General features: G+C 47.2%; 20 protein-coding genes. 18 read left to right on the plus strand and 2 right to left on the minus strand.

The window, feature by feature from the left end:
* Positions 1-17 precede the first annotated feature (17 nt).
* Genes IV45_RS03875 through holA form a run of 4 tightly spaced genes read left to right on the plus strand, consistent with a single transcriptional unit; the run spans position 18 to position 4,422 of the window.
* Positions 18-614 (plus strand): helix-hairpin-helix domain-containing protein, encoded by a 597-nt coding sequence (locus IV45_RS03875; RefSeq protein WP_235807660.1) that lies wholly within the window; start codon positions 18-20, stop codon positions 612-614.
* A 60-nt stretch (positions 615-674) separates the two neighbouring features.
* Complete coding sequence (locus IV45_RS03880) at positions 675-1,163, plus strand: ComE operon protein 2 (RefSeq protein WP_083487258.1); 489 nt, start codon at positions 675-677, stop codon at positions 1,161-1,163.
* A 23-nt stretch (positions 1,164-1,186) separates the two neighbouring features.
* On the plus strand, positions 1,187-3,424 hold the full coding sequence (locus IV45_RS03885) for a DNA internalization-related competence protein ComEC/Rec2 (protein WP_268872320.1): 2,238 nt from the start codon (positions 1,187-1,189) through the stop codon (positions 3,422-3,424).
* The gene (gene holA / locus IV45_RS03890) at positions 3,394-4,422 is read left to right on the plus strand and encodes a DNA polymerase III subunit delta (RefSeq protein ID WP_057740881.1); all 1,029 of its coding nucleotides are present in this window, start codon (positions 3,394-3,396) and stop codon (positions 4,420-4,422) included. Before IV45_RS03885 ends, holA begins: the two co-directional genes overlap by 31 nt.
* A 51-nt stretch (positions 4,423-4,473) precedes the next feature.
* On the opposite strand, the gene rpsT is transcribed toward holA, so the two are convergent.
* On the minus strand, positions 4,474-4,728 hold the full coding sequence (gene rpsT / locus IV45_RS03895; RefSeq protein ID WP_057740883.1) for a 30S ribosomal protein S20: 255 nt from the start codon (positions 4,726-4,728) through the stop codon (positions 4,474-4,476).
* 252 nt (positions 4,729-4,980) lie between these two features.
* Between rpsT and rpsO the strand changes: the two genes are divergently transcribed.
* The 8 genes from rpsO to IV45_RS03935 all read left to right on the plus strand — a co-directional run bounded on the left by rpsO (position 4,981) and on the right by IV45_RS03935 (position 13,436).
* Positions 4,981-5,250 (plus strand): 30S ribosomal protein S15, encoded by a 270-nt coding sequence (rpsO, locus tag IV45_RS03900; RefSeq protein ID WP_057740885.1) that lies wholly within the window; start codon positions 4,981-4,983, stop codon positions 5,248-5,250.
* A gap of 182 nt (positions 5,251-5,432) precedes the next feature.
* Entirely contained in the window at positions 5,433-7,217 is a 1,785-nt protein-coding gene (locus IV45_RS03905) for a ribonuclease J (protein WP_057740887.1), read from the plus strand.
* Between the two features lie 97 nt (positions 7,218-7,314).
* Positions 7,315-8,211, plus strand: a complete 897-nt coding sequence (locus IV45_RS03910; protein ID WP_057740889.1) for a hypothetical protein — start codon at positions 7,315-7,317, stop codon at positions 8,209-8,211.
* Positions 8,212-8,417: 206 nt separating this feature from the next.
* Entirely contained in the window at positions 8,418-9,608 is a 1,191-nt protein-coding gene (gene tuf / locus IV45_RS03915; RefSeq protein ID WP_057740891.1) for an elongation factor Tu, read from the plus strand.
* A 183-nt stretch (positions 9,609-9,791) separates the two neighbouring features.
* Entirely contained in the window at positions 9,792-11,129 is a 1,338-nt protein-coding gene (gene tig, locus IV45_RS03920) for a trigger factor (protein ID WP_057740893.1), read from the plus strand.
* Positions 11,130-11,281: 152 nt separating this feature from the next.
* Entirely contained in the window at positions 11,282-12,532 is a 1,251-nt protein-coding gene (clpX, locus tag IV45_RS03925) for an ATP-dependent Clp protease ATP-binding subunit ClpX (RefSeq protein ID WP_057740895.1), read from the plus strand.
* Positions 12,533-12,545: 13 nt separating this feature from the next.
* Positions 12,546-13,136: a ribosome biogenesis GTP-binding protein YihA/YsxC gene (gene yihA, locus IV45_RS03930; RefSeq protein ID WP_057740897.1), complete on the plus strand. Its 591-nt coding sequence runs from the start codon at positions 12,546-12,548 to the stop codon at positions 13,134-13,136.
* On the plus strand, positions 13,137-13,436 hold the full coding sequence (locus IV45_RS03935) for a nucleoside triphosphate pyrophosphohydrolase family protein (RefSeq protein ID WP_057740899.1): 300 nt from the start codon (positions 13,137-13,139) through the stop codon (positions 13,434-13,436). It abuts the gene before it with no gap.
* Positions 13,437-13,495: 59 nt separating this feature from the next.
* Here the strand turns inward: IV45_RS03935 and IV45_RS07930 are convergent, their stop codons facing one another.
* On the minus strand, positions 13,496-13,633 hold the full coding sequence (locus IV45_RS07930; protein ID WP_169790371.1) for an SPJ_0845 family protein: 138 nt from the start codon (positions 13,631-13,633) through the stop codon (positions 13,496-13,498).
* A gap of 177 nt (positions 13,634-13,810) precedes the next feature.
* Here IV45_RS07930 and IV45_RS03940 point away from each other — a divergent pair, with 177 nt between their 5' ends.
* The 6 genes from IV45_RS03940 (at position 13,811) to recJ (ending at position 22,004) form a co-directional block, all read left to right on the plus strand.
* Positions 13,811-14,557: an amino acid ABC transporter ATP-binding protein gene (locus tag IV45_RS03940; protein ID WP_057740900.1), complete on the plus strand. Its 747-nt coding sequence runs from the start codon at positions 13,811-13,813 to the stop codon at positions 14,555-14,557.
* A 96-nt stretch (positions 14,558-14,653) separates the two neighbouring features.
* Positions 14,654-16,465, plus strand: a complete 1,812-nt coding sequence (gene uvrC, locus IV45_RS03945) for an excinuclease ABC subunit UvrC (RefSeq protein ID WP_057740902.1) — start codon at positions 14,654-14,656, stop codon at positions 16,463-16,465.
* Positions 16,466-16,527: 62 nt separating this feature from the next.
* Positions 16,528-17,835 (plus strand): GTPase ObgE, encoded by a 1,308-nt coding sequence (gene obgE / locus IV45_RS03950; protein ID WP_057740904.1) that lies wholly within the window; start codon positions 16,528-16,530, stop codon positions 17,833-17,835.
* Between the two features lie 27 nt (positions 17,836-17,862).
* The gene (gene rnz, locus IV45_RS03955; protein WP_057740906.1) at positions 17,863-18,804 is read left to right on the plus strand and encodes a ribonuclease Z; all 942 of its coding nucleotides are present in this window, start codon (positions 17,863-17,865) and stop codon (positions 18,802-18,804) included.
* A gap of 1 nt (position 18,805) precedes the next feature.
* On the plus strand, positions 18,806-19,639 hold the full coding sequence (locus IV45_RS03960; protein ID WP_057740908.1) for an SDR family NAD(P)-dependent oxidoreductase: 834 nt from the start codon (positions 18,806-18,808) through the stop codon (positions 19,637-19,639).
* Positions 19,640-19,694: 55 nt separating this feature from the next.
* Positions 19,695-22,004: a single-stranded-DNA-specific exonuclease RecJ gene (gene recJ, locus IV45_RS03965; RefSeq protein WP_057740909.1), complete on the plus strand. Its 2,310-nt coding sequence runs from the start codon at positions 19,695-19,697 to the stop codon at positions 22,002-22,004.
* Positions 22,005-22,014: the final 10 nt, after the last annotated feature.

Consider the following 22,014-nt stretch of genomic DNA (forward strand, 5'->3'; position numbering starts at 1 on the left):
GAATACCTATTGATCTATTGATCTATCGGAAACAATGGATCTTAATCGTGATTGGACTGGTCTTGTTGCTGGCATACGGTGGACATAGTCTGTTACAGAATCCGAAGCCGAATACACAACCCGTCCGCCAGCAAAAGGTTAGTCGGCAGTCTGCCAGACCATGCTCAGCCAAAATTTGCGTGGACGTTAAAGGAGCGGTTAGCCGGCCCGGCGTCTATTACCTCCCCAAGAGTTCGCGAGTGAAGGAGGCAGTCGATGCTGCTGGTGGTGCTAAACCCGAAGCCGATATGAAGCGAGTGAACCTTGCCAAACAGCTGCAAGATTCGCAGGTCGTGTACATTCCGACTCCTGGTGAGCAACTGCCAGCGGGAACGGGTGGTGGAGCAATGACCACCGGCAGTAATGGGAGTGACAGTAGCAAAGAGAAAATCAACCTGAATTCTGCTAGTAAAGCCGACTTGCAGAAGATCGATGGGGTTGGCGATAAGAAAGCCGATAAGATCATTGAATATCGTCAGCAGCATGGGCAATTCAAATCGGTCGATGAATTAAAAAATATCAGTGGCTTTGGCGAAAAGACCGTCGCTAAAATGAAAGACCAGTTGGCAGTTTAACCTGATGAGAAAGCCTTTTTTTGCTATACTTGAAATGTTTAGTAAAGGGGGGTTGTGATATTGACTAAGAAGAGAATCGACTGGGACCAGTACTTCATGGTTCAAGCAGGATTGGTTGCTTCCCGTGGCACCTGCAAGCGATTATCGGTCGGAGCTATTTTGGTCCGTGATAAGCGGATCATCGGCAGCGGCTATAATGGTGCCGTTTCTGGCGATGACCACTGCATCGACGTTGGCTGTTACATGCGTGATGGCCACTGTGTACGCACTATCCATGCGGAAATGAATGCCTTGTTACAGTGTGCCAAATTTGGGACGCCGACAGATGGAGCGGTCCTATATGTCACTGATTTTCCATGCTTGCAATGTACGAAGAGTTTATTACAAGCGGGAATCAAGCAGATCAATTACTTACGGAACTATCACAACGATGAGTACGCAATGAAACTCATCAAATTGAAACAGGTTAAACTCAAGCAGATTCGCCTTGATCCAAATATTTTAGACGAGGTTAATCTGGATCAATACATTCATCCAGATAAACACTAGTCATCAATCCACAGCTGCTCTTAGTGACGTTTAGCGTAGCGCTCTGGTCAACTACGCTCTTAAATCACCAGTGGTGGCTACTGATATTTTTGGCCTACTTGTTGTTACGGATAGTGACCTTAAGAAATCGGCGGACAATCATCCTCTTAGCTATATTGTTGCTGATGGTCACTGCTCGTTGCATCGTGCAGACTCAACTGCAAAAAAGATTGACACCGCAACAAGCAGTGAGAAGCCACTTTTGTGTTGACGTGCCGGCGGATGCTTGGCGGCTAAACGGGAATCATGCTCAAGCCGTGGGCAAACTGGCTGGTCATAAAGTCTTAGTGCAAGTGCGTTTGAAGAAGCGCTCGCAGAAACGACAGCTGTTGACCGCCGTTCGCCCACAAAAAGTTGCTATTGATGGTGAACTAAGCCCTATTCCAGTAGCGACCAATCGTTATGAGTTTGATGCTCACCGTTATTACGCACAGAAGGGGATTTTTCAAGAGATCCGTGGCCAGGTTTTAGGCGGCCGTCTGCAAACTGTCCGGACCCCATTGCAACGAATTCATGAGTTGCGGGCAAAAATGGCTATCTATTTTCGGTCCTTGCCTAGTCCACTCGGATCATATGCTTGTCGTTTGTTTTTAGGGCAGAATGATCCGCAACTACAATCCACACTGAAATTTGCCAGCACCCTGGGAGTGATCCATTTATTTTGCATTTCGGGGATGCATGTATTAGTGTTACTGGCAATTTTGCGTCATCTATTAGTTCACTTGCATGTGACGCGTGAGGATCGTCAATGGCTGGAAATCGTGATCTTACCGTTGGCCTTAATTATCGGTGGGGCAGGTAACGGGCTGAGTCGGGCGATCATTATGAATGAACTGCAGTTGCTGGTCCAAAAGTTAATGGCCCGGCGAACACGAGATTGTTGGTCGCTGGGCTTATTGATCCACTTATTCATTCAGCCGGGCCTATTGATCACGGTCGGTGGCCAATTAACATACCTCTTATCGTTTGCCCTAAGAGAGATCAAGTATCGTGATGACTGGCGGCGAGCACTGGCCATTAACTGCATTTCTTTGCCCGCAATTTTGTCATCGTTTTACCAAGTTCACTTACTGAGCTTGCTGGCCAATATCCTGATCGTCCCACTGTTTTCGGTGTTGATCCTGCCTGGCTTATTAATTAGTACGGTCATTTTTCCGGTCTTTCCGGCGCTAGTGCAGCTCTTCAACTCTTTTTTGCACTTCTTTGATGGCTTTTTAGGTTGGCTGGCTAGTTTGCCAGGAATGATCACTTTTGGCCGACTGCCAGCGGGAACGGCAATCGTCTTAACAGTCTTATCGTTAATCTTGTTTAATCAAAGAACTTTGGATCGGCGTTTGATCTATCTAATGGTGACGATCTACGCGTTGAGCTTCTTAGCGATTCATCTACCATTGACAGGTGAGGTCACTTTTGTCGATATTGGTCAAGGCGATTGTGCAATCATCAGAACACCCTTGAACCATCAAGTGGTGATGGTTGATACTGGTGGTCAATTGCACTTCAAGCAGCCAGCCTGGACGAAGGGTGTAATCACTGCTTCGCGAGCAGAAAGAACCAGCATCAATTATCTGAAAAGTCGAGGCATCAGCAGGATTGATGCACTTTGCCTTAGTCATCACGACACTGACCATATTGGCTTCATGACGGATGTAATTAGAGAATTCAAAGTGACTTGTGTTTATGTGCCCAAGGGAATGGAGAAACAACGACGGTTTGTGCGACGCTTGCCATCTCAGCAGGCGGTGCAAGGAATCGTTGCCGGACAACGCTTACCCGCGCATTTAATAACTCTTCATCCTTTGCATGCTGGCCATGGAAACAATGAAGATTCTGAAGTTTTGTGGGGCAAATATGGGCCGCAGTGCTTCATCTTTATGGGTGACTTAGATCGGGCAGGTGAACGGCGGGTAATGAAACATTATCCGCAATTACGAGTCGATGTCATCAAACTAGGCCACCATGGAAGTCATACGGCAAGTGATCCGCGTTTTTTGCAGCATTTAGCGCCATCATTGGCCATTATTTCTGCGGGCCGTCGCAATCGGTATGGTCATCCTCATCAAGTAACCTTGAATAATTTAAAGCGGCTGCAAATACCATACTTATCGACCCAGCGATCTGGGATGATTACATATACTTACCTGGAAAATTTCTGCCATTGGCGCACGCAATTAGTAGGAGATGAACTTGAATGGATGCAAACACCCTCAAAAAGCAATTAAAACAGGCTCCACCGGCCCCGATCTACCTAGTTTTAGGTACACAGACGGTGATCCAAGATGAAGTCAAGGAAGCCTTTATGGCGTTAATTCCCAAAGAAGAACGCGTCATGAACGTGGGCAGTTATGATCTGGAAGAGGAGAGCCTATCCGCTGCTTTGGATGACGCAATGTCGGCGCCCTTTTTCGGTGAACGTCGGTTGGTCATCATGAACAAGCCCGCTTTTTTGACTAGTAGTGCCAAAAAGGCGCGTGTAAAGCAGAACCCAGATTTATTGAAGCAATACTTGAATCACCCACAACGGTCGACGGTCTTGGTCTTAATGGCTCCTTATGAAAAGTTGGACGGTCGCAAAGGCGTTGTTCGTCTCCTTAAGAAGCAGGCAGTTTTAGTTGATACAGCACCTCTAAAAGAGCCACAAGCCCGTCAATTGATCGAACAGCAGGCGCGTGACGATGGCTATCAATTCATGGCTGGTGCAATGGATGAACTGGTTCAGCGAACAAATGCCGATTACAGTTTAATGAAGGCCAACCTCACCAAATTGGAGCTGCTTTGCATCGACGATCATCAGATCAAGAAGGAGGCAGTTGCCGGTCTAGTTCCACAGACCCTGGACAACAACATCTTTGACTTAGTTTCGGCAGTCTTGAAGCGGCAGCAGGATCAAGCCTTGAGCCTCTACCGCCAACTCTTAGATGGTGAACACCAGCCCCTGCAGATTAACGCAGTGCTGGTTAGTCAATTTCGCTTGCTGCTGCAGTTGAAGATTCTGAGTGGCCGGGGGTTGTCGCAGGGAACCTTGGCCAAGAAGCTGAATGTTCATCCGTATCGGGTGAAACTGGGGCTACAAACGGTTCGCCGCTTTTCCTTATTGGATTTAATCAATGCCTACTTAGGCTTGATTAAGACCGAGCGTGCCTTGAAGGGTAGCAGCAGGTCGCCGGAATTACTGTTTCAATTGTTTATGTTGCAATATCAACAGAAAATGAATGCATAAAAAAAGCAAGCATCGATTTGATGCTTGCTTTTTTCAATATTGTTTTGCTAATTACTTAGCGTAACGAGCTGACAGACGTGACTTGTCACGAGCAGCCTTGTTGGCTTTGATCAAGCCCTTGGAGTGAGCGCGGTCAATTGCTGACAAAGCAGCCTTGTACAGGTCATCGACATTGTCAGCACCGGCTAACTTAGCTTTATTGAACTTCTTGATAGCAGTCCGCATAGCACTCATTTGTGAAGCGTTACGTGCTTCAGCCTTTTCGCTAGTGCGAACACGTTCAATAGCTGATTTAATGATTGGCATCGATTTTCACCTCCGTACCATTTGGTATCGGTTGACCAGAATTTTCAACATTTGTCATTATACAGAATCCCAGTTCTCAATGCAATAGGAAGCAGGGGAAGCAGACTAAAAAAGCCGGTAAAACTTGCAATTAAGCAGAATTTTCGTTATATTAACAAAGGTGTTTAACCAAACCCTGTGCTCAGTTTGACGAACACACCGACGTTTTACTTAGAACAGGGCACTTTATTTAATGAAAGGTGGATAATAGCTATGGCTATCTCAAAGGAAAAGAAAAACGAAATCATCAAGAAGTATGCTACTCACGAAGGTGACACTGGTTCTACCCAAGTTCAAGTTGCTGTTCTGACTGCAGACATTAACGAACTGAACGATCACCTTCGTACACACAAGCATGACTACCACTCACAGCGTGGTCTGATGAAGAAGATTGGTCATCGTCGTAACCTGCTGGCTTACCTGCGTCGGACTGATCTGCCTGCATACCGTGAACTGATCAAGAGCCTCGGTCTGCGTCGTTAATTTCAAATTCACTTTGATGAAAAAGGATGGGTTAGTGCCCATCCTTTTTTATTTTGCTTGATTTTCAATCTGCAAGGGTCCTGTGTTATGATTATTCTTAGCATTTAAGTGTTGAAGTAAATCCCGTTAAACATCCTGTTTAGCGAGGCATTTAAAATTGAATCAGAACGAAGGAGACACTATTGAGTAAAATTAAAGTGATCCCGTTTGGCGGTGTGCGCGAGAACGGGAAAAATATGTACGCAGTTGAAATCAATTCACAGATTTTCATTCTGGATTGTGGTTTAAAGTATCCTGAAAATGAATTAATGGGGATTGATGTTGTCATTCCTGATTGGTCATACCTGGAATCACACGCTAAGCAGATTGCAGGGGTCTTTCTAACCCACGGCCATGCGGATGCGATCGGTACTTTGCCTTACTTCTTGAACGATTTTAAGGTACCGGTCTTTGGTAGTCAGTTAACGATTGCACTGGCCAAATTAGCGGTTGAAGAGCATTCTGAGGTCAAGAACTTCAATGACTATCACGTCGTTGACCCGGACACAGAGATTGACTTCAAGGACGTAACGGTTTCCTTCTTCAGTACGACCCACACGATTCCGAATTCAATGGGGATTGTGCTGCACACTGATGAAGGCAGCATCGTTTACACTGGTGACTTTAAGTTTGATCAGACGGCACAAGATGGTTATAAGACCGACTTGTCACAGTTGGCAAAGGTCGGCGATGAAGGTGTTCTGCTCCTGTTGAGCGATTCTGCCGGGGCTGGAATTACTGGTGCCAACACGCGTGAAAAAGACATTGCCGAGTATATCGAAGATGCATTCGCCAACTTTGACGGCCGGATCGTTGTCGGTAGTGTGGCATCCAACATCATGCGGGTGCAACAGATTATTGATGCGGCTCACGCAACGGGCCGTAAGATTGCCCTGTCTGGGAAGGACCTGGAGCAGGTGATCGATACTGCAATGTCCTTGCACAAACTACACGTACCAAAAAACATGTTCATCTCACTGAAAGCGGCCAACAAGCTGGATCCTAAAGAACAAGTAATCTTGGTTACCGGTCGATTAGGTGAACCACTGAAAGCCCTGCAAGCAATTGCCCATGGTGATGACAAGGACATCCACCTGAATGAAAATGACCTGGTATTTGTGACGACGACACCAACTTATGCGATGGAAACGGTCGAGCAGAAGGTAACCGACTCACTTTACCATGCGGGTGCGGAAGTTAAGTTTATTGCTCATGACCTTAACCCATCTGGCCAGGCCAATCAGAATGACGAGCAACTGATGCTGAACTTCATGAAGCCAAAGTTCTTCATGCCCATTCAGGGTGAATACCGTCTGCTGGATGCCCATGCTCAACTGGCCGAAGAAGTGGGAATTCCTAAGGACCACATTTTCCTGACCAAGAATGGTGATGTCCTTGATTACAAGGATGGCCATTTCCACATTGGTGACCATGTTGAAGTTGGCAACACGATGATTGATGGGACCGGCGTTGGTGATATTGGTAACATCGTTTTGCGTGACCGGCGTGTATTGTCAGAAGATGGCATTTTCGTGGTGGTAGCAACGATTGACCGCAAGAAAAAGAAGATTGTTGCCCGGCCACAGATCACTTCACGGGGCTTCGTGTTCGTGAAGACCAACCACCAGTTAATGAAGCAGAGTGCGGATCTGGTTGAGAAGACGATCCAGGAAGACCTGAATAAGAAAGAGTTTGACTGGAGTCATCTGAAGCAGAATGTCCGGGAGAAACTCAACCGCTTCCTGTTTAACCAAACGAAGCGGCACCCAGTTATTTTGCCGGTCATTATGGAAGTCAACCAGCATCCAAAGCGGAAGAATCACTCCAAGAAGAACCACCACGCTAACAAGAAGCAGGGTGGCTCCCAGAATACTGCTAAGGAACACAAGAATCACAAGCCAGCTGAAAAGAAGTCCCAACAGGATTAAGCGACTGGTTCATTAATTCATACTAGTTACAGAGCGTGACTAAGGAGCTATTGATCAACTTCTGGCACGCTCTGTTTTTCATGACGGGGGTGGCCAAATGAAGTTGACACAAGAGCAAGAACATGAAATTACACTGGCTAAACATGAATTGACGACTAAGCAGGCACGTCAAGCGGCCAAACGACTGGCGGCTCTTGATGCGCAGGTCGATTCTGTGCAAGTGCGTTACCTGTATGGTCAAGCATTGCAGGCTGATCATCAGTACACTAAGGCTTGGCGCTTAATTGAGAATGATCATGATTTTTATTTAGCAAATACACAACGGCAGCACTTTTACTTGTCGGTGATGTTGGACAACCAGCTCTTTATTAGTGCCCGCTTGTTTGCTAATCAACTGGCAGACCAGAATATGATTGCCGATATCCAAGAAGCAGAAAACCAAGCTTTAGCTACAGAATCAGCAACCATTGCGGCGCGGGAAAAGAATTTTTACCACTTAGGCGATAATTCACTTCATGTCCAGCAGGAGCGCTTTGAAGAGGCAGCCAAACTGCCATTAGCCAACTATTTAAAGGCGGCACAGTTTGTGATCCGCGATCCGTATGTCCATCCATTATTGCGGTCGAGTGTGATTCAAGACTTAGCGAACTTGAAAATTGATCGGCAGCTGACTTTCTACTGGTTAGACGGGCAGGAATACACAGTTAACCCGGCCAAATTAAAACCGTTGGATCAGATCCCCGTCGTTTCACGGATAATCAGTCGTTTGGAGGCCAAGTATTCACAGGACGATCCTTTGTCGTTTCAATCCTTCATCCAGACTTTTCATCTGCAACTCATTCTCCTGTATCCGCGGATTGAGGAGACCATTGTCGATGAGGATGCCTGGTATGAAGTCTTAACTTCGTATTCCAGTACCGATAATAGTGACTTGATTCAGCAAACTTATGCCTGGCAGAGAAAATTGATGAAAATTATTCAGAAGTTGATGTAGGCGTGTGCCTGTTTTCTAGAAAAAGTCAGTCAAATACGTTTACAAATCAAAATCGAACTGATATTATGATTAAGAATTCTTTCGGTTGCCGTGATTCAGCCTTTGAATCAGGTTCCGGAAGTAGTATAATGTAAGCAAGGGTGTGCCGGTGATTGCTTTGTGGTCACCGACATGATACTTGTATTTTTTTCAGGAGGGTTTCATTAATGGCAGAAAAAGAACATTATGAACGTACTAAACCCCATGTCAACATTGGTACTATTGGCCACGTTGACCATGGGAAGACTACTTTGACGGCTGCTATCACCAAGGTATTGGCTGAAAAGGGTCTGGCTAAGCAGGAAAAGTTTGAAGATATCGATGCTGCGCCAGAAGAAAAGGAACGTGGTATCACTATCAACACTGCCCACGTTGAATATGAAACGGAAAAGCGTCACTACGCACACATTGATGCGCCAGGCCACGCCGACTACGTTAAGAACATGATCACTGGTGCCGCACAAATGGATGGTGCTATCCTGGTTGTTGCTGCGGATGATGGTCCTATGCCACAAACCCGTGAACACATCCTGTTGGCTCGTCAAGTTGGTGTTAAGTACATCGTTGTATTCCTTAACAAGTGTGACCTTGTTGACGACGATGAACTGATCGACTTGGTTGAAATGGAAGTTCGTGACTTACTGTCCGAATACGACTTCCCTGGTGATGATATTCCGGTTATCCGTGGTTCTGCTCTGAAGGCTCTTCAGGGTGACCCAGAACAAGAAAAGGTTATCTTACACCTGATGGATGTTATCGATGACTACATCCCAACTCCAAAGCGTCCTACTGACAAGCCATTCATGATGCCTGTCGAAGACGTCTTCACCATTACTGGTCGTGGTACTGTTGCTTCTGGTCGTATCGACCGTGGTACTGTTAAGATCGGTGACGAAGTTGAAATCGTTGGTCTTGTTGAAGACGTTCTGAAGTCAACTGTTACCGGTGTTGAAATGTTCCACAAGACCCTGGATGTTGGTGAAGCTGGGGACAACGTTGGTGTTCTGCTTCGTGGTATTGCTCACGATCAAGTACAACGTGGTCAAGTTCTGGCTGCACCTGGTTCTATCAAGACCCACAAGAAGTTCAAGGGTGAAGTTTATGTTATGACCAAAGAAGAAGGTGGCCGTCACACCCCATTCTTCTCTGACTACCAGCCACAATTCTACTTCCACACCACTGATGTTACTGGTAAGATTGAATTACCAGACGGTGTTGAAATGGTTATGCCTGGGGACAACGTTACCTTTACTGTTGAACTGCAAAAGCCAGTTGCCCTGGAAAAGGGTCTGAAGTTCACTATTCGTGAAGGTGGACACACTGTTGGTGCCGGTGTTGTTTCCGACGTCTTAGACTAATTATTTAGTCCATTAAAAAAAGTCCTAGGTTTCCTAGGGCTTTTTTGTTTTACAAAATATTTCGGCCGAAAACGGTTAAGTCGCCGTTAAATCTTGAAATAATTCGGTGCTTAAGTTAGACTTAGAAGGTATGTAATGGGCAATGTTACTTGTCCGAATATGATTGTTATTGGAGGAAATGAAATGTCAGCAAAATGGGAACGCGATAAAGACGCCGCCAAAGGGACATTGACTTTTGATATTGATGTTAAAACTGTGCAGAAGGGAATCGATGACGCTTTTAAGAAGACTCAAAAGAAGATTACGGTTCCTGGCTTCCGTAAGGGTCATGTACCGCGGGCAATCTTCAACCAGATGTACGGTGAAGAATCTTTATACCAGGATGCTTTAAACGATGTTCTGCCATCTGCATATGAAGACGCAGTTAAGGAAACGAAGATCGAACCAGTTGACCAACCACAAGTAAGTATTGAAAGTATGGAAAAGGGTCAACCATGGAGCATCAAGGCTGAAGTTGCTGTTAAGCCAGAAGTTAAGCTTGGTGACTACAAGGGTATGTCAGTACCTAAGCAAGACACTGAAGTCAGCGATGACGATGTCAATGCTGAATTGGAACGTAAGCGCCAGCAACAAGCTGAACTGGTATTGAAGGAAGACAAGCCAGCTGAAAAGGGCGACACGGTTGTTATCGACTACGAAGGTAGTGTTGATGGCAAGAAGTTCGATGGCGGTTCCGCTGACAACTACTCTCTGGAATTAGGCTCTGGCAGCTTCATTCCTGGCTTTGAAGACCAATTAATTGGCCACAAAGCTGGTGACGATGTCGAAGTTAAGGTTACCTTCCCTAAGGATTACCATGCTAAGAACTTAGCTGGTAAGGATGCTATCTTCAAGGTTAAGATGCACGAAGTTAAGGAAAAGCAACTGCCAGACTTGGATGATGACTTTGCCAAGGACGTTGACGAAGATGTTGACACTCTGGATGAATTGAAGAAGAAGACGCGCAAGCAGTTGGAAGACAACAAGCAATCTGCTGCCAAGGCCGCAATTGAAGATGCTGCCGTTGACGCTGCTGTTGCCAACGCTACTGTTCAAGACATTCCACAAGCAATGCTGGACGAAGACACTAACCGTCAAATCCAACAATACTTGGCAGGTATGCAACAACAGGGGATCAACCCTAAGATGTACTTCCAGATCACTGGTACCACTGAAGACGACCTGAAGAAGCAATTCTCCGGCGATGCTGCTAAGCGGGTTAAGACCAACTTGGTACTGGAAGCCATCGTTAAGGATGCTAAGCTGACTGCCAGCGATGACGAAATCAAGGACGAAATTGCTGACTTAGCAAAGCAATTCGGTATGGAAAAGGATGCCGTTGAAAAGAGTCTGTCAAAGGACATGCTGTCACACGACATTGAAATCAAGAAGGCTGTTGACCTGATTGCTGATTCTGCAAAGCAAGACCTGCCTGCAGAAGATGACAAGAAGGACAAGAAGGCTGACAAAGAAGCTAAATAAGCGTCATTGATCCAATTAATTCAAGAAAGGGTGCGACAAATGGCCGCGCTCTTTTTTCTTATGAATATGGCTACTGACAAACGTATTATTCGAAAGTCGACATTAATTTTGCTATGATGTAATTTGTGTAGCAGCCATGAGGAGGTTAATCAATGTTTGAAGATACCAATGAACAAAATGTTCACTGTTCGTTTTGTGGCAAATCACAAGATGAAGTCAAAAAGATAGTTGCTGGTCCTGGTGTCTACATTTGTAACGAATGTGTTGATCTTTGTCAGCAGATCATTCAACAGGAATTAGCAGAAGACCAATCTGAAAACGAGACGTTCAAGGTACCGACCCCGGAAGAAATCATGAAGGAATTGGACGAATACGTGATTGGCCAGCATGATGCCAAGAAGACGCTGTCTGTGGCAGTTTACAACCACTACAAGCGGGTCAACGCCATGATCACCGGCGACAACAATGATACTGAATTACAGAAGTCCAACATTGCGGTGATTGGGCCAACGGGATCCGGGAAAACCTACCTGGCTCAGTCTTTGGCCAAAATTTTGAACGTTCCATTTGCCATCGCTGACGCCACGACCTTAACGGAAGCTGGCTATGTTGGTGAAGATGTTGAAAACATTATTTTGAAGCTATTACAGGCTGCTGATTATGATGTTGATCGGGCCGAAAAAGGGATCATCTACATCGACGAAATTGATAAGATCGCCAAGAAGGCCGAAAATGTTTCCATCACGCGGGATGTTTCCGGTGAAGGTGTTCAACAGGCACTGTTGAAGATCCTGGAAGGGACCATTGCCAACGTGCCACCACAGGGCGGACGCAAGCACCCACAACAGGAGTTTATCCAAGTTGACACGACCAACATTCTCTTCATCGTTGGTGGTGCCTTTGATGGGATCGAAAACATCATCAAGGAACGGCTGGGCGATAAGACGATCGGTTTCGGGACCGATTCAAAGGAAGCCGTCCAGGTCAACGATAAGAACATTTTGCAGCATGTCATTCCTGAAGACTTGCTGAAGTTTGGCCTGATTCCAGAATTTATCGGTCGGCTGCCAGTGATGACGGCACTGGAGAAGTTGGATGAACATGACTTAGTTCGGATCCTGACTGAACCAAAGAATGCCTTAGTCAAGCAATACCAAGAACTGATCAAGCTGGATGGCAGCAAGTTGCGCTTCACTGATGGCGCCCTGTCTGCAATGGCTAAGCAGGCGATTGCACGTAACACCGGTGCTCGTGGCCTGCGCTCCATTATTGAAGGCGTAATGCGCGATGTGATGTTTGATCTGCCGAGTCGCAAGGACGTGGCTGAAGTGGTCATTGACAAGAACTGTGTCGTTAACCACAGTGAACCGCGTTATATTATGAAGAACGAAGCAGCTTCATAAAGGAGGAGCCAAGATGGAAGTTCATTCAGTTGACTTAACCATTAGTGCTGTCGATGAAAAGCAGTACCCAGCTGGTGATCAACCGGAAATTGCCTTTGTGGGGCGGTCCAACGTGGGCAAGTCATCCTTAACCAATGTGTTGATTAACCGGCGGAACTTTGCCCATACGTCGAGTCAGCCTGGGAAGACACAAACGCTGAATTTTTATCATATCGAAGACCAGTTGTACTTTGTCGACGTACCTGGCTATGGTTATGCCAAGGTTTCCAAGAAGCAGCGTGCCGACTTTGGGCGGATGATCGAAAACTATCTGACCAAACGTCCCCAGTTACGCGGAGTGATTATGCTGGTTGACGGTCGGCATACACCAACTGATGATGATATCCAGATGTACCAATGGTTGTCCTATTATCAGCTGCCCGTTTTGGTTGTGGCTACCAAGATGGATAAGGTGAAGGGCAGCTGCTTCACGCAGACCACCAAGCAGGTACAGACGACGCTGGATCTGAGTTCACAAACCCCGTTAGTCTTATTCTCAGCAAAGACGAAGCGCGGTAAGGATCAAGTTTGGCAGTGGATTGAACAGCAGACAGGAGTTAAATAAATGGAATTTGATGAGTATCAAAAAGCAGCTAAGCGGACCTTGTACGGTAACGAGCAAGTTTTAACCAATTGTGCACTTGGATTGGCTGGCGAAACCGGTCAAGTCGTTGATTTAGTCAAGAATTACACTTTTCGGGGCAAAAACCTGGACCGGCAGGAACTGATTCATGAAATGGGCGACGTGCTCTGGTACCTGTCACAGGTTGCCGAATGGGCCGACATTCCCTTTGACGAAGTGGCCGAAAGCAACATCAAAGCGCTGAACAAGCGTTACCCGCATGGCTACGAAAACCAAAATTAATGAAAAGCCGTGAGTGATGAGCAATTCATCATTCACGGCTTTATGCGTTCTTAAGTTGATTACTTGTCTTCTTTTTTCTGATCAGCGCTTTGCTTGTCTTTGTCTTTATTTTCAGGCTTGTGTTTGCGCTTGGGGTCGACAGCTAGTTGATCAAAAAGCTTGTCGAGCTGTTGACTGCGCCGAGTTACTAATCCCATCTGTATCGCTCCCTTTATTTTTCATAAATGAAGTATAACATAAGCTGACTGATGGGGCATGGATCCGGATTTTTTGTATAAATCGGCCCAAATCAGGAATTTTTATGCGTAAATCTTGCATATTAATTGATAGCCCGGTATAATATGCTTATCAATTAGAGAAGGTAAGGGGATAAAATGACAGACGAAGTAATGATTGATATCCAGCATTTAACGAAAAAATTTGGCAAGCATACCATTTTAAAAGACATTAATGGGACAGTTAAGAAGGGCCAAGTGATTTGTATCATTGGTCCATCCGGTGTCGGTAAGTCAACCTTCCTTCGCTGCCTGAATCACCTGGAAACTCCTACTGATGGGACGGTCGTTTTCGAAGGCAAAAAGATGGAAGGCCTGTCCGAAAAAGAAATTCAAAAGATTCGGGAAAAGATGGGGATGGTTTTCCAAAGCTTCAACCTCTTCCCGAACAAAACGGTACTGCAAAATGTCAAACTGGCTCCTGAAAAAGTCAAGAAGATGCCTGACGAAAAAGCTAACCAGCTGGCGCATAAGCTGTTAAAGGATGTTGGCTTGGATGAAAAAGCCGATGCATATCCGGCAAGCTTATCTGGTGGTCAGCAGCAGCGGGTGGCCATTGCGCGGGCCCTGGCGATGACTCCGGACGTGATGCTGTTTGACGAACCAACCAGTGCGCTGGACCCTGAAATGGTTGGTGAAGTTTTGAAAGTTATGCAGCACCTGGCCGATCAAGGTATGACGATGGTAGTTGTGACCCACGAAATGGGCTTTGCCAAAAATGTGGCGGATCAGATCTGGTTCATGGCTGATTCTGGCATTCAAGAAAAGGCGGCACCGAGTGAGTTCTTCAGTAACCCACAGACTGATCGGGCCAAAGAGTTCTTACACAAAATCTTGGAAGCATAAAATGATGAAACTGACTGCTTGCTGGTAGTCAGTTTTTTTGCTTAGGCCTGTGCTCTGTTATAAAATATTTTTAGTTATCGCTTGAGGAGGAATGGCATGGCTAGCGAATATCTGGAACATAAACTGGCATTACTTCCTGACAAACCAGGGTGCTATTTAATGAAAAACATTAATGGCAAGATCATCTATGTGGGGAAGGCAAAAAGTTTAAAAAACCGGGTTCGTTCGTACTTCAAAAGCAGTCATACCGGTAAAGTTGCCGCCATGGTTTCACAGGTTGCCGATTTCGAAACCATTGTGACTTCCACCAACAAAGAGTCATTCTTGTTGGAAATTACGCTGATCCAAAAGCACCAGCCGTATTTCAACATCGCCTTGAAGCACACGACCGGTTACCCGTACATTAAGATCACTAATGAACGCGATCCCCAGCTGAAGATCACCGGCCAAATTGTGAAGGACGGAGCCTACTATTTTGGCCCGTATCCTAACGTCACCGCTGCGGAAGAGACCGCGCATTTCTTGCAGAAAGTCTACCCACTGCGCCGTTGCAATGGCTACCAAGGCCGTCCTTGTCTCTACTACCATATGGGTCAATGCCTGGGCGCATGTTTCAAAAAGGTGCCGCAGGAAGAATATGATGCGCAGATCAAGCGGATTAAGTCGTTTCTGAATGGTAATACCGAACGAATCAAGCAGCAGCTCAAGAAAAAGATGGCCAAAGCTTCGGCTGCCATGGAATACGAACGGGCCGCTGAAATCCGCGACCAGATTCACTACATTGAGGTCACGGTGGAAAAGCAGAAGATCATTTCCAATGACAAGACGCCACGCGACCTCTTCAACTTTTACATGGATAAGGGCTGGCTATCAATCCAAGTCTTCTTTATCCGGCAATCACGGTTAATGAAGCGTGAAAAGCGGATGTTCCCAATCGTTGACACCGCCGTTGAAGAAATGACCAGCTTCATCCTGCAATTCTACGACCGTAAAAATAATTTGAAACCAAAAGAGATCCTCTTGCCGAAGGGGATGCCCAACCAGGAAATCAGCGAAATCTTGGGAGTACCCGTCCGGACGCCACAGCGGGGGCAAAAAGCCGACTTGATGCGGATGGCGCACGAAAACGCCATTTTGTCATTAAATGAAAAGTTCCGCCTGCTCGAGATGGACAAGGAAAAGACGACCGGGGCGATGAAGGAAATCACGGATGCCTTAGGTCTGCCAATGGGCCACAAGATCGAGGCCTTTGACCACTCCCACATTCAAGGAGCCGATCCCGTGTCGGCGATGGTGGTCTTTGTTGACGGTGAGCCGGCTAAACAGCTCTACCGCAAGTACAAGCTGAAGACGGTCATTAATCACGCCGATGAATCAGCCAGCACCCGGGAAGTCATTTTCCGCCGGTACAGTCGACTATTAAAGGAAAATAAACCAATGCCCGACATGATTTTCATGGACGGTGGTGAGATTCAGATGAACGCAGTGAAAGATGTGCTGCAGAACCAACTCGGCCTGGATATTCCGGTTGTCGGGATGGTCAAAAACGACAAGCACAAGACCGCTGACCTGCTGTTTGGCGATCATGACCAACACGTCCACTTGGATCCCCGGAGCCAGGCTTTTTATCTGGTTCAACGGATTCAAGATGAGGTCCACCGTTTTGCAATTACCTTCCACCGGCGCCTGCACAGTAAACACTCACTCAGTTCCCGCCTGGATGCGATCAAGGGAGTCGGTCCGCGGACCCGGAACAAGTTAATGAAGCAGTTTGGCAACTTAACCAATATTTCGGAAGCCAGTGTCGAGGATATTCGGGCACTGGGAATTAATCGGCCAACCGCCCAACTAATCAAAGTTTCTCTGCAGGGGCAGGCTGAAGTGGCCAAGCCGAGCAGTCATGATTGATTTTGACGGTCGCTTGAATTTCCAATATACTAAACTAAGGCTATTAGAACGGAGTTAATATAATGTCAACATTTGTGGATCAAGTTAAAATTGAAGTTCATGCCGGCCGTGGCGGCAACGGCATGGTTGCTTTCCGGCGTGAAAAATATGTTCCGAATGGGGGTCCAGCTGGCGGTGATGGCGGCCGTGGTGGCAGCATCATTCTGAAGGTCGACGAAGGCTTACGGACCCTGTTAGACTTTCGTTACCACCGGATTTTCAAAGCCAAAAACGGTGAAAATGGTGGCAGCAAACAGATGACGGGGGCAGCAGCTGAAGATACGGTGGTGGCGGTCCCACAAGGCACCACTGTCCGGGACCTGGATACCGGCGAGATTGTCGGTGACCTGGTCAAAAAGGGGCAAGAATTGGTGGTAGCCAAGGGTGGCCGTGGCGGCCGTGGTAACATGCGGTTCGCAACGGCGAAGAACCCAGCACCCGAAATTGCCGAAAATGGTGCCCCCGGTGAGGACCACTACCTTGAATTGGAACTGAAGATGTTAGCTGACGTTGGTTTAATTGGTTACCCGTCAGTTGGTAAATCGACACTCTTGTCAGTGGTTACCGGTGCCAAACCAAAAGTGGCTGCCTACGAATTCACCACCCTGGTACCGAATCTAGGGATGGTGATGTTACCAGATGGTCGGGACTTTGCCATGGCTGACATGCCCGGCTTGATTGAAGGTGCATCCAAGGGTGTTGGTCTGGGCCTTCAATTCCTCCGCCATATTGAACGGACCCGGGTCTTACTACATTTGATTGACATGAGCAGCGAAGACCAGGACAAAGCCATTAAGCGCTGGGCGTCAATCAACCACGAATTGGCTAACTATGATCCAGAATTATTGAAGCGGCCGCAGATCATTGTCGCTACAAAGATGGACATGCCGAATGCCCAAGAAAATCTGCAACGCTTCAAGGATCAGCTAAAGGATAAGGTTGATTCGATGCCGCCAATCTACGAGATTTCCGCAATCACGCATGCCGGTGTTGATGAACTGATGAAGGCCACCGTTGATGCGCTGGAGAAGGCACCGAAGTTCGACAGTGAAAGCCATGACGAGCAAGTTGCTAAAGAAGCCCATTACGGGGTCAAGGAAGCCGATGAACCGGCCTTCACGATTAGCCGTGATCCTGATGGCACCTGGGTCTTGTCCGGCAAGAAGATTGAGCGCCTGTTTGAGATGACCAACATGCAGCATGAAGACAGTCAGCTGCGTTTTGCCCGGCAGTTGCGGCACATGGGTGTTGACGATGCCTTGCGGGCAAAAGGAATTAAAGATGGCGACTCAGTCCGGATTGAGGACTTTGTCTTTGAGTTTGTGCAATAATGTGGTTGCTAGAAAGAGGAAAGATGTATGCAGATTGAATTTTTGGGGACGGGTGCTGGTTCGCCCAGCAAACAGCGAAATGTCTCCAGCTTGGCGTTGAAATTACTGGAAGAACGGAATTCAATTTGGCTGTTCGACTGTGGTGAAGCTACCCAGCACCAAATATTGAGGACCAATATTCGTCCCCGTAAAGTGGATAAGATTTTCATTACCCACCTTCATGGCGACCACATCTTTGGTTTGCCCGGTTTTCTAAGCTCACGTTCTTTTCAAGGCGGGAGTGGGCCGTTGACAATTTATGGCCCAGCCGGCTTAAAGGCGTTTGTTAATACGGCCTTGAAAGTCAGCGAGTCGCACTTGAACTACCCGCTGAAGTTTGTTGAGCTTAACCGGGGCGGCGAAATTTATCAGGATAATAAGTTTTCGGTTTTTGCGGCTAAACTAGATCATAAGATTGCCTGTTTCGGTTACCGCGTGGTTGAACATGATCATCCTGGCGAACTCCAGGTGGACGCGTTGAAGAAGGCAGGCATTCCATCTGGCCCGATTTATGGTCAACTCAAGGCAGGGAAGACGGTCAAGCTTCCTGATGGCCGGGTGGTTGACGGCCACGACTTCATTGGTCAGCCACAGAAGGGTCGCGTCGTAACCATTATTGGTGATACGCGTCAATCCAAGAATGCCGTCAAACTGGCAGAAAACGCTGATGTGCTGGTTCATGAATCAACCTTTGCCAAGGATGAGGCAAAGATGGCTCACAATTACTACCACTCAACCTGTGCCCAGGCTGCCGAAGTTGCTAAAGAAGCTCACGTTAAGCGATTGCTTTTGGATCACATTTCGGCACGCTATGTGGGGAAGGCAGCCTACCAGCTGGCTTACCAAGTGCATGACATTTTTCCGCACACGCGGGTGGTCAATGACTTTGATGAGATAGATGTGCCATTCGTTAAGAAAGGGGCCGATTAAAATGATGCGGCGATTAAAATCATTGCGGATGTTGCGTAACAAAATTGTGTTGATTACTGGTGGCTCCAGTGGCATTGGTAAGAACCTGGCCTTGGAAGCTGCCCGGCGTGGTGCCATTGTGGTCGTCTGTGGCCGTAATCAGGAGCGTCTGGACCGGGTTGTCAAAAAATGTTTGATCCTGTCTGGTCGGCCGGCCTTTGCATATCAACTCGATGTATTGGATCCGGATCAAATTGACCAGGTCTTGGATGAAGTGCGGCATGGCGTTGGTGAAATTGACGTCTTGATCAACGCGGCCGGTTTAGGCGACATGGTGGCAGTGGCCCGCGAGAGTCGCGCCTCGATGTCCAAGATGCTGAAGATCAACATGCTGGCTGTGATGTACCTTAGTCGCTGCGTGGCAAAGCAGATGATGGATCAAGGTTATGGAGCCATCATTAACATCGGCTCGCTGGCAGGCAAAATTCCGACGCCGAACAGTGCGGTTTATTCCGCTACGAAGGCCGGCTTGATCCAGTTCGATAACATCTTGCGGATGGAAGTGGCCGACTATGGTGTGCAAGTCTTAACCGTCAACCCTGGTCCCGTGGACACCAACTTCTTCAAGAAGGCGGACCCGGATGGCAGCTACTTGGCACACTTACCTAAGTGGATGATGATCAAACCTGAAGCCCTGGCCAAGACAGTTTGGGATAACGTTGGCTATAAGACCCGTGAGATCAATGTTCCTGGCTATACCTCAGCTATTAGCTGGATTTACCAAGCAATGCCGGGAATTGGCGACTGGGCAATAAAGAAGTTTTTTGATTTTCAACAGAACAAGAAAGATTTGTAAAAAGAAATAGAGCCCGTTGAAATGGCTCTTTTTCTTTTGTTTGGAGAGGAAAAAGATGTTGCAGGCAAAGTATCAATGGCAAGCAACCAAAGTAGATAATCAAGAATTGGTCCAGCAGATTGCCGACCAGTGTCAGCTGCCGACTGTTTTGGCCCAGCTGTTGGTTGCCCGTGGCTGCAAAGATTTAAAAGCAGCCCAATTATTTTTAAAGCCACAACTAGCAGAGATTAAGGAGCCCCACTACCTTCATGACATGGACAAGGCGGTGGCGCGGATCAAACAAGCCGTCGCAAATGGTGAACAGATTACCATCTATGGTGACTACGACGCTGACGGGATGACCAGTACGACGGTTTTATATGAGGCACTGGAAAGCCTGGGAAGCAAGGTTAATTACTTTATCCCCAACCGTTTTAAAGATGGCTACGGTCCTAACCAAGATGAGTATAAGCGGTTAATTGATGAAGGCACCCAGCTGATCGTGACGGTTGATAATGGGGTAACTGGTAAGGATGAAGTCGCTTATGCCAAAAGCCGTGGTGTGGACGTGGTCATCACCGATCACCACAAGCTTCCCGATGAACTGCCGGATGCCGTTGCCATTGTCCACCCCCAATATCCAGGTGCTGAATATCCTTACGCTGATTTGTCCGGAGTCGGGGTTGCCTTTAAGGTGGCTTGGGCCCTACTGGAAGAATTCCCGACTGAGATGTTGGACTTAGTGGCTATTGGTGAGATTGCCGACGTGGTCTCATTGGCTGGTGAAAATCACGCCCTGGTTTACTTTGGCCTCCAGCAGCTGCGTGCGGGTATGCGGCCTGGTATTCACGCCCTTGCCAAGTTAGCCAACGTGGATGAAGCACACCTCACTGATCAGGATATTGGCTTCCAAATTGCACCGCGCCTGAACGCATTGGGGCGGATTGCGGATGCCAATGATGGGGTTAAACTGCTGTCGACATTGGACGATGACGAGGCTGCCCAACTAGCCCAGCAGGTTGACCAGTGCAATAAGAAGCGTCAGGACCTAGTAAAGCAGATTTACGCGGAAGCATTGCAGAAAGCCCAAGCACCAGACAATTTGCGGCGTCAGACCTTGTTGATCGTTGGCCACGGCTGGCATCAAGGGGTTCTCGGCATTGTGGCTAGTCGACTGGTGGAGACGACGGGCAAGCCAACCATTGTGGCCAGTGTCGATCAGGGGCAATTGATTGCCAAAGGGTCAGGCCGGAGCGTTGATGGTTTCGACATTTTTGCTGCCTTAACCGACCATCGTGATTTAATGACGGCTTTTGGTGGTCATGCAATGGCGTGCGGCTTGTCCTTCAATATCGTCAAACTGCCACAGCTGTCGAAGGCACTAGAAATGGGGGCCAAAACGCAGAAAGTCGACCTGAGTAAAAAGCCGACCGTTCAATATGCCGGGACAATGACTGCCGACCAGTTGACCAAAGATTTCTATCAACAAATCCAACGGTTGGCTCCGTTTGGTCCCGACAATGAAGAACCACAATTTTGTCTGAAGCAGCCTAAAATTCAACAGGCACAATTAATTGGAGCGGACAAACAGCACCTGAAAATGCGGCTGGCCTCCAAGCAGGGAGGAATCGACCTCCTGGCTTTCAATCAAGCAGAACTACTGAAGGCCTTGTCTACCACTCCCGTCGATCTGTTGGTTAAACTGGGATTGAACCGTTGGAATGGTCAGGAGAATGCCCAACTAATGCTGACTGATTGTCATTTTGAGGGGCCAGTTATCGTTGATAATCGTCAGCAGGCGGTAACCGCCGCCACATTCCAGCAGCGGGTCAACTACCTCATCTTCAGTCCTGAATTACGCAAGAACGTGCAGGGTCATGCTAATGGACCGGTCTTGGGTCCTGATCAGCTTTCAGACGCTAAGCTAAACGGGGCTCCCTTATCAATGATCGATCTGCCAGAATCTTTGCAGCAGCTAGTTGATGTTTTGCAACAATTAAAAGGGGTTAGTGAATTGCGACTCGGTTTTCGGCAGTTTAAGGCCCGTCCTGTCTTTCAGATTCCAGGTCGTCAACAATTTGTCGCCTTTTATCAATTATTACGGAAAACACGAACAATTAATCTGAATCAACAGGCTGAACGACTAATTAATAGCTTAAAAATCGATCAAAATCAGTTAATTTTCATGATTCGAGTGTTTTTAGAGTTAAGATTTGTTACAATGAAAAATGGCTTTTTAAAGATCAGTGATCACGTTCAAGCGGGGGACTTAAAAGCAACCCAGCAATATCGCCAGGCCGAGCAATGGCAGGCGGTGGTCACGACCTTAGTAAAAAGTTCTTCGGCTCAACTCGGAGATTGGATTCGCCAACATTTAACTTTATGAAATTGAAGGA

This window comes from Limosilactobacillus secaliphilus (assembly GCF_001437055.1).
GTDB classification, from domain to species: domain Bacteria; phylum Bacillota; class Bacilli; order Lactobacillales; family Lactobacillaceae; genus Limosilactobacillus; species Limosilactobacillus secaliphilus.

Bases quoted from the DNA above. Each gene is read 5' to 3' on its own strand.
- IV45_RS03940 (WP_057740900.1), top strand. From the start codon at position 13,811: ATGACAGACGAAGTAATGATTGATATCCAGCATTTAACGAAAAAATTT.
- IV45_RS03910 (WP_057740889.1), top strand. From the start codon at position 7,315: ATGAAGTTGACACAAGAGCAAGAACATGAAATTACACTGGCTAAACAT.
- recJ (WP_057740909.1), top strand. From the start codon at position 19,695: ATGTTGCAGGCAAAGTATCAATGGCAAGCAACCAAAGTAGATAATCAA.
- yihA (WP_057740897.1), top strand. From the start codon at position 12,546: ATGGAAGTTCATTCAGTTGACTTAACCATTAGTGCTGTCGATGAAAAG.
- obgE (WP_057740904.1), top strand. From the start codon at position 16,528: ATGTCAACATTTGTGGATCAAGTTAAAATTGAAGTTCATGCCGGCCGT.
- clpX (WP_057740895.1), top strand. From the start codon at position 11,282: ATGTTTGAAGATACCAATGAACAAAATGTTCACTGTTCGTTTTGTGGC.
- holA (WP_057740881.1), top strand. From the start codon at position 3,394: ATGGATGCAAACACCCTCAAAAAGCAATTAAAACAGGCTCCACCGGCC.
- tuf (WP_057740891.1), top strand. From the start codon at position 8,418: ATGGCAGAAAAAGAACATTATGAACGTACTAAACCCCATGTCAACATT.
- rpsO (WP_057740885.1), top strand. From the start codon at position 4,981: ATGGCTATCTCAAAGGAAAAGAAAAACGAAATCATCAAGAAGTATGCT.
- rpsT (WP_057740883.1), bottom strand. From the start codon at position 4,728: ATGCCAATCATTAAATCAGCTATTGAACGTGTTCGCACTAGCGAAAAG.
- tig (WP_057740893.1), top strand. From the start codon at position 9,792: ATGTCAGCAAAATGGGAACGCGATAAAGACGCCGCCAAAGGGACATTG.
- IV45_RS03960 (WP_057740908.1), top strand. From the start codon at position 18,806: ATGATGCGGCGATTAAAATCATTGCGGATGTTGCGTAACAAAATTGTG.
- rnz (WP_057740906.1), top strand. From the start codon at position 17,863: ATGCAGATTGAATTTTTGGGGACGGGTGCTGGTTCGCCCAGCAAACAG.
- IV45_RS07930 (WP_169790371.1), bottom strand. From the start codon at position 13,633: ATGGGATTAGTAACTCGGCGCAGTCAACAGCTCGACAAGCTTTTTGAT.
- IV45_RS03935 (WP_057740899.1), top strand. From the start codon at position 13,137: ATGGAATTTGATGAGTATCAAAAAGCAGCTAAGCGGACCTTGTACGGT.
- uvrC (WP_057740902.1), top strand. From the start codon at position 14,654: ATGGCTAGCGAATATCTGGAACATAAACTGGCATTACTTCCTGACAAA.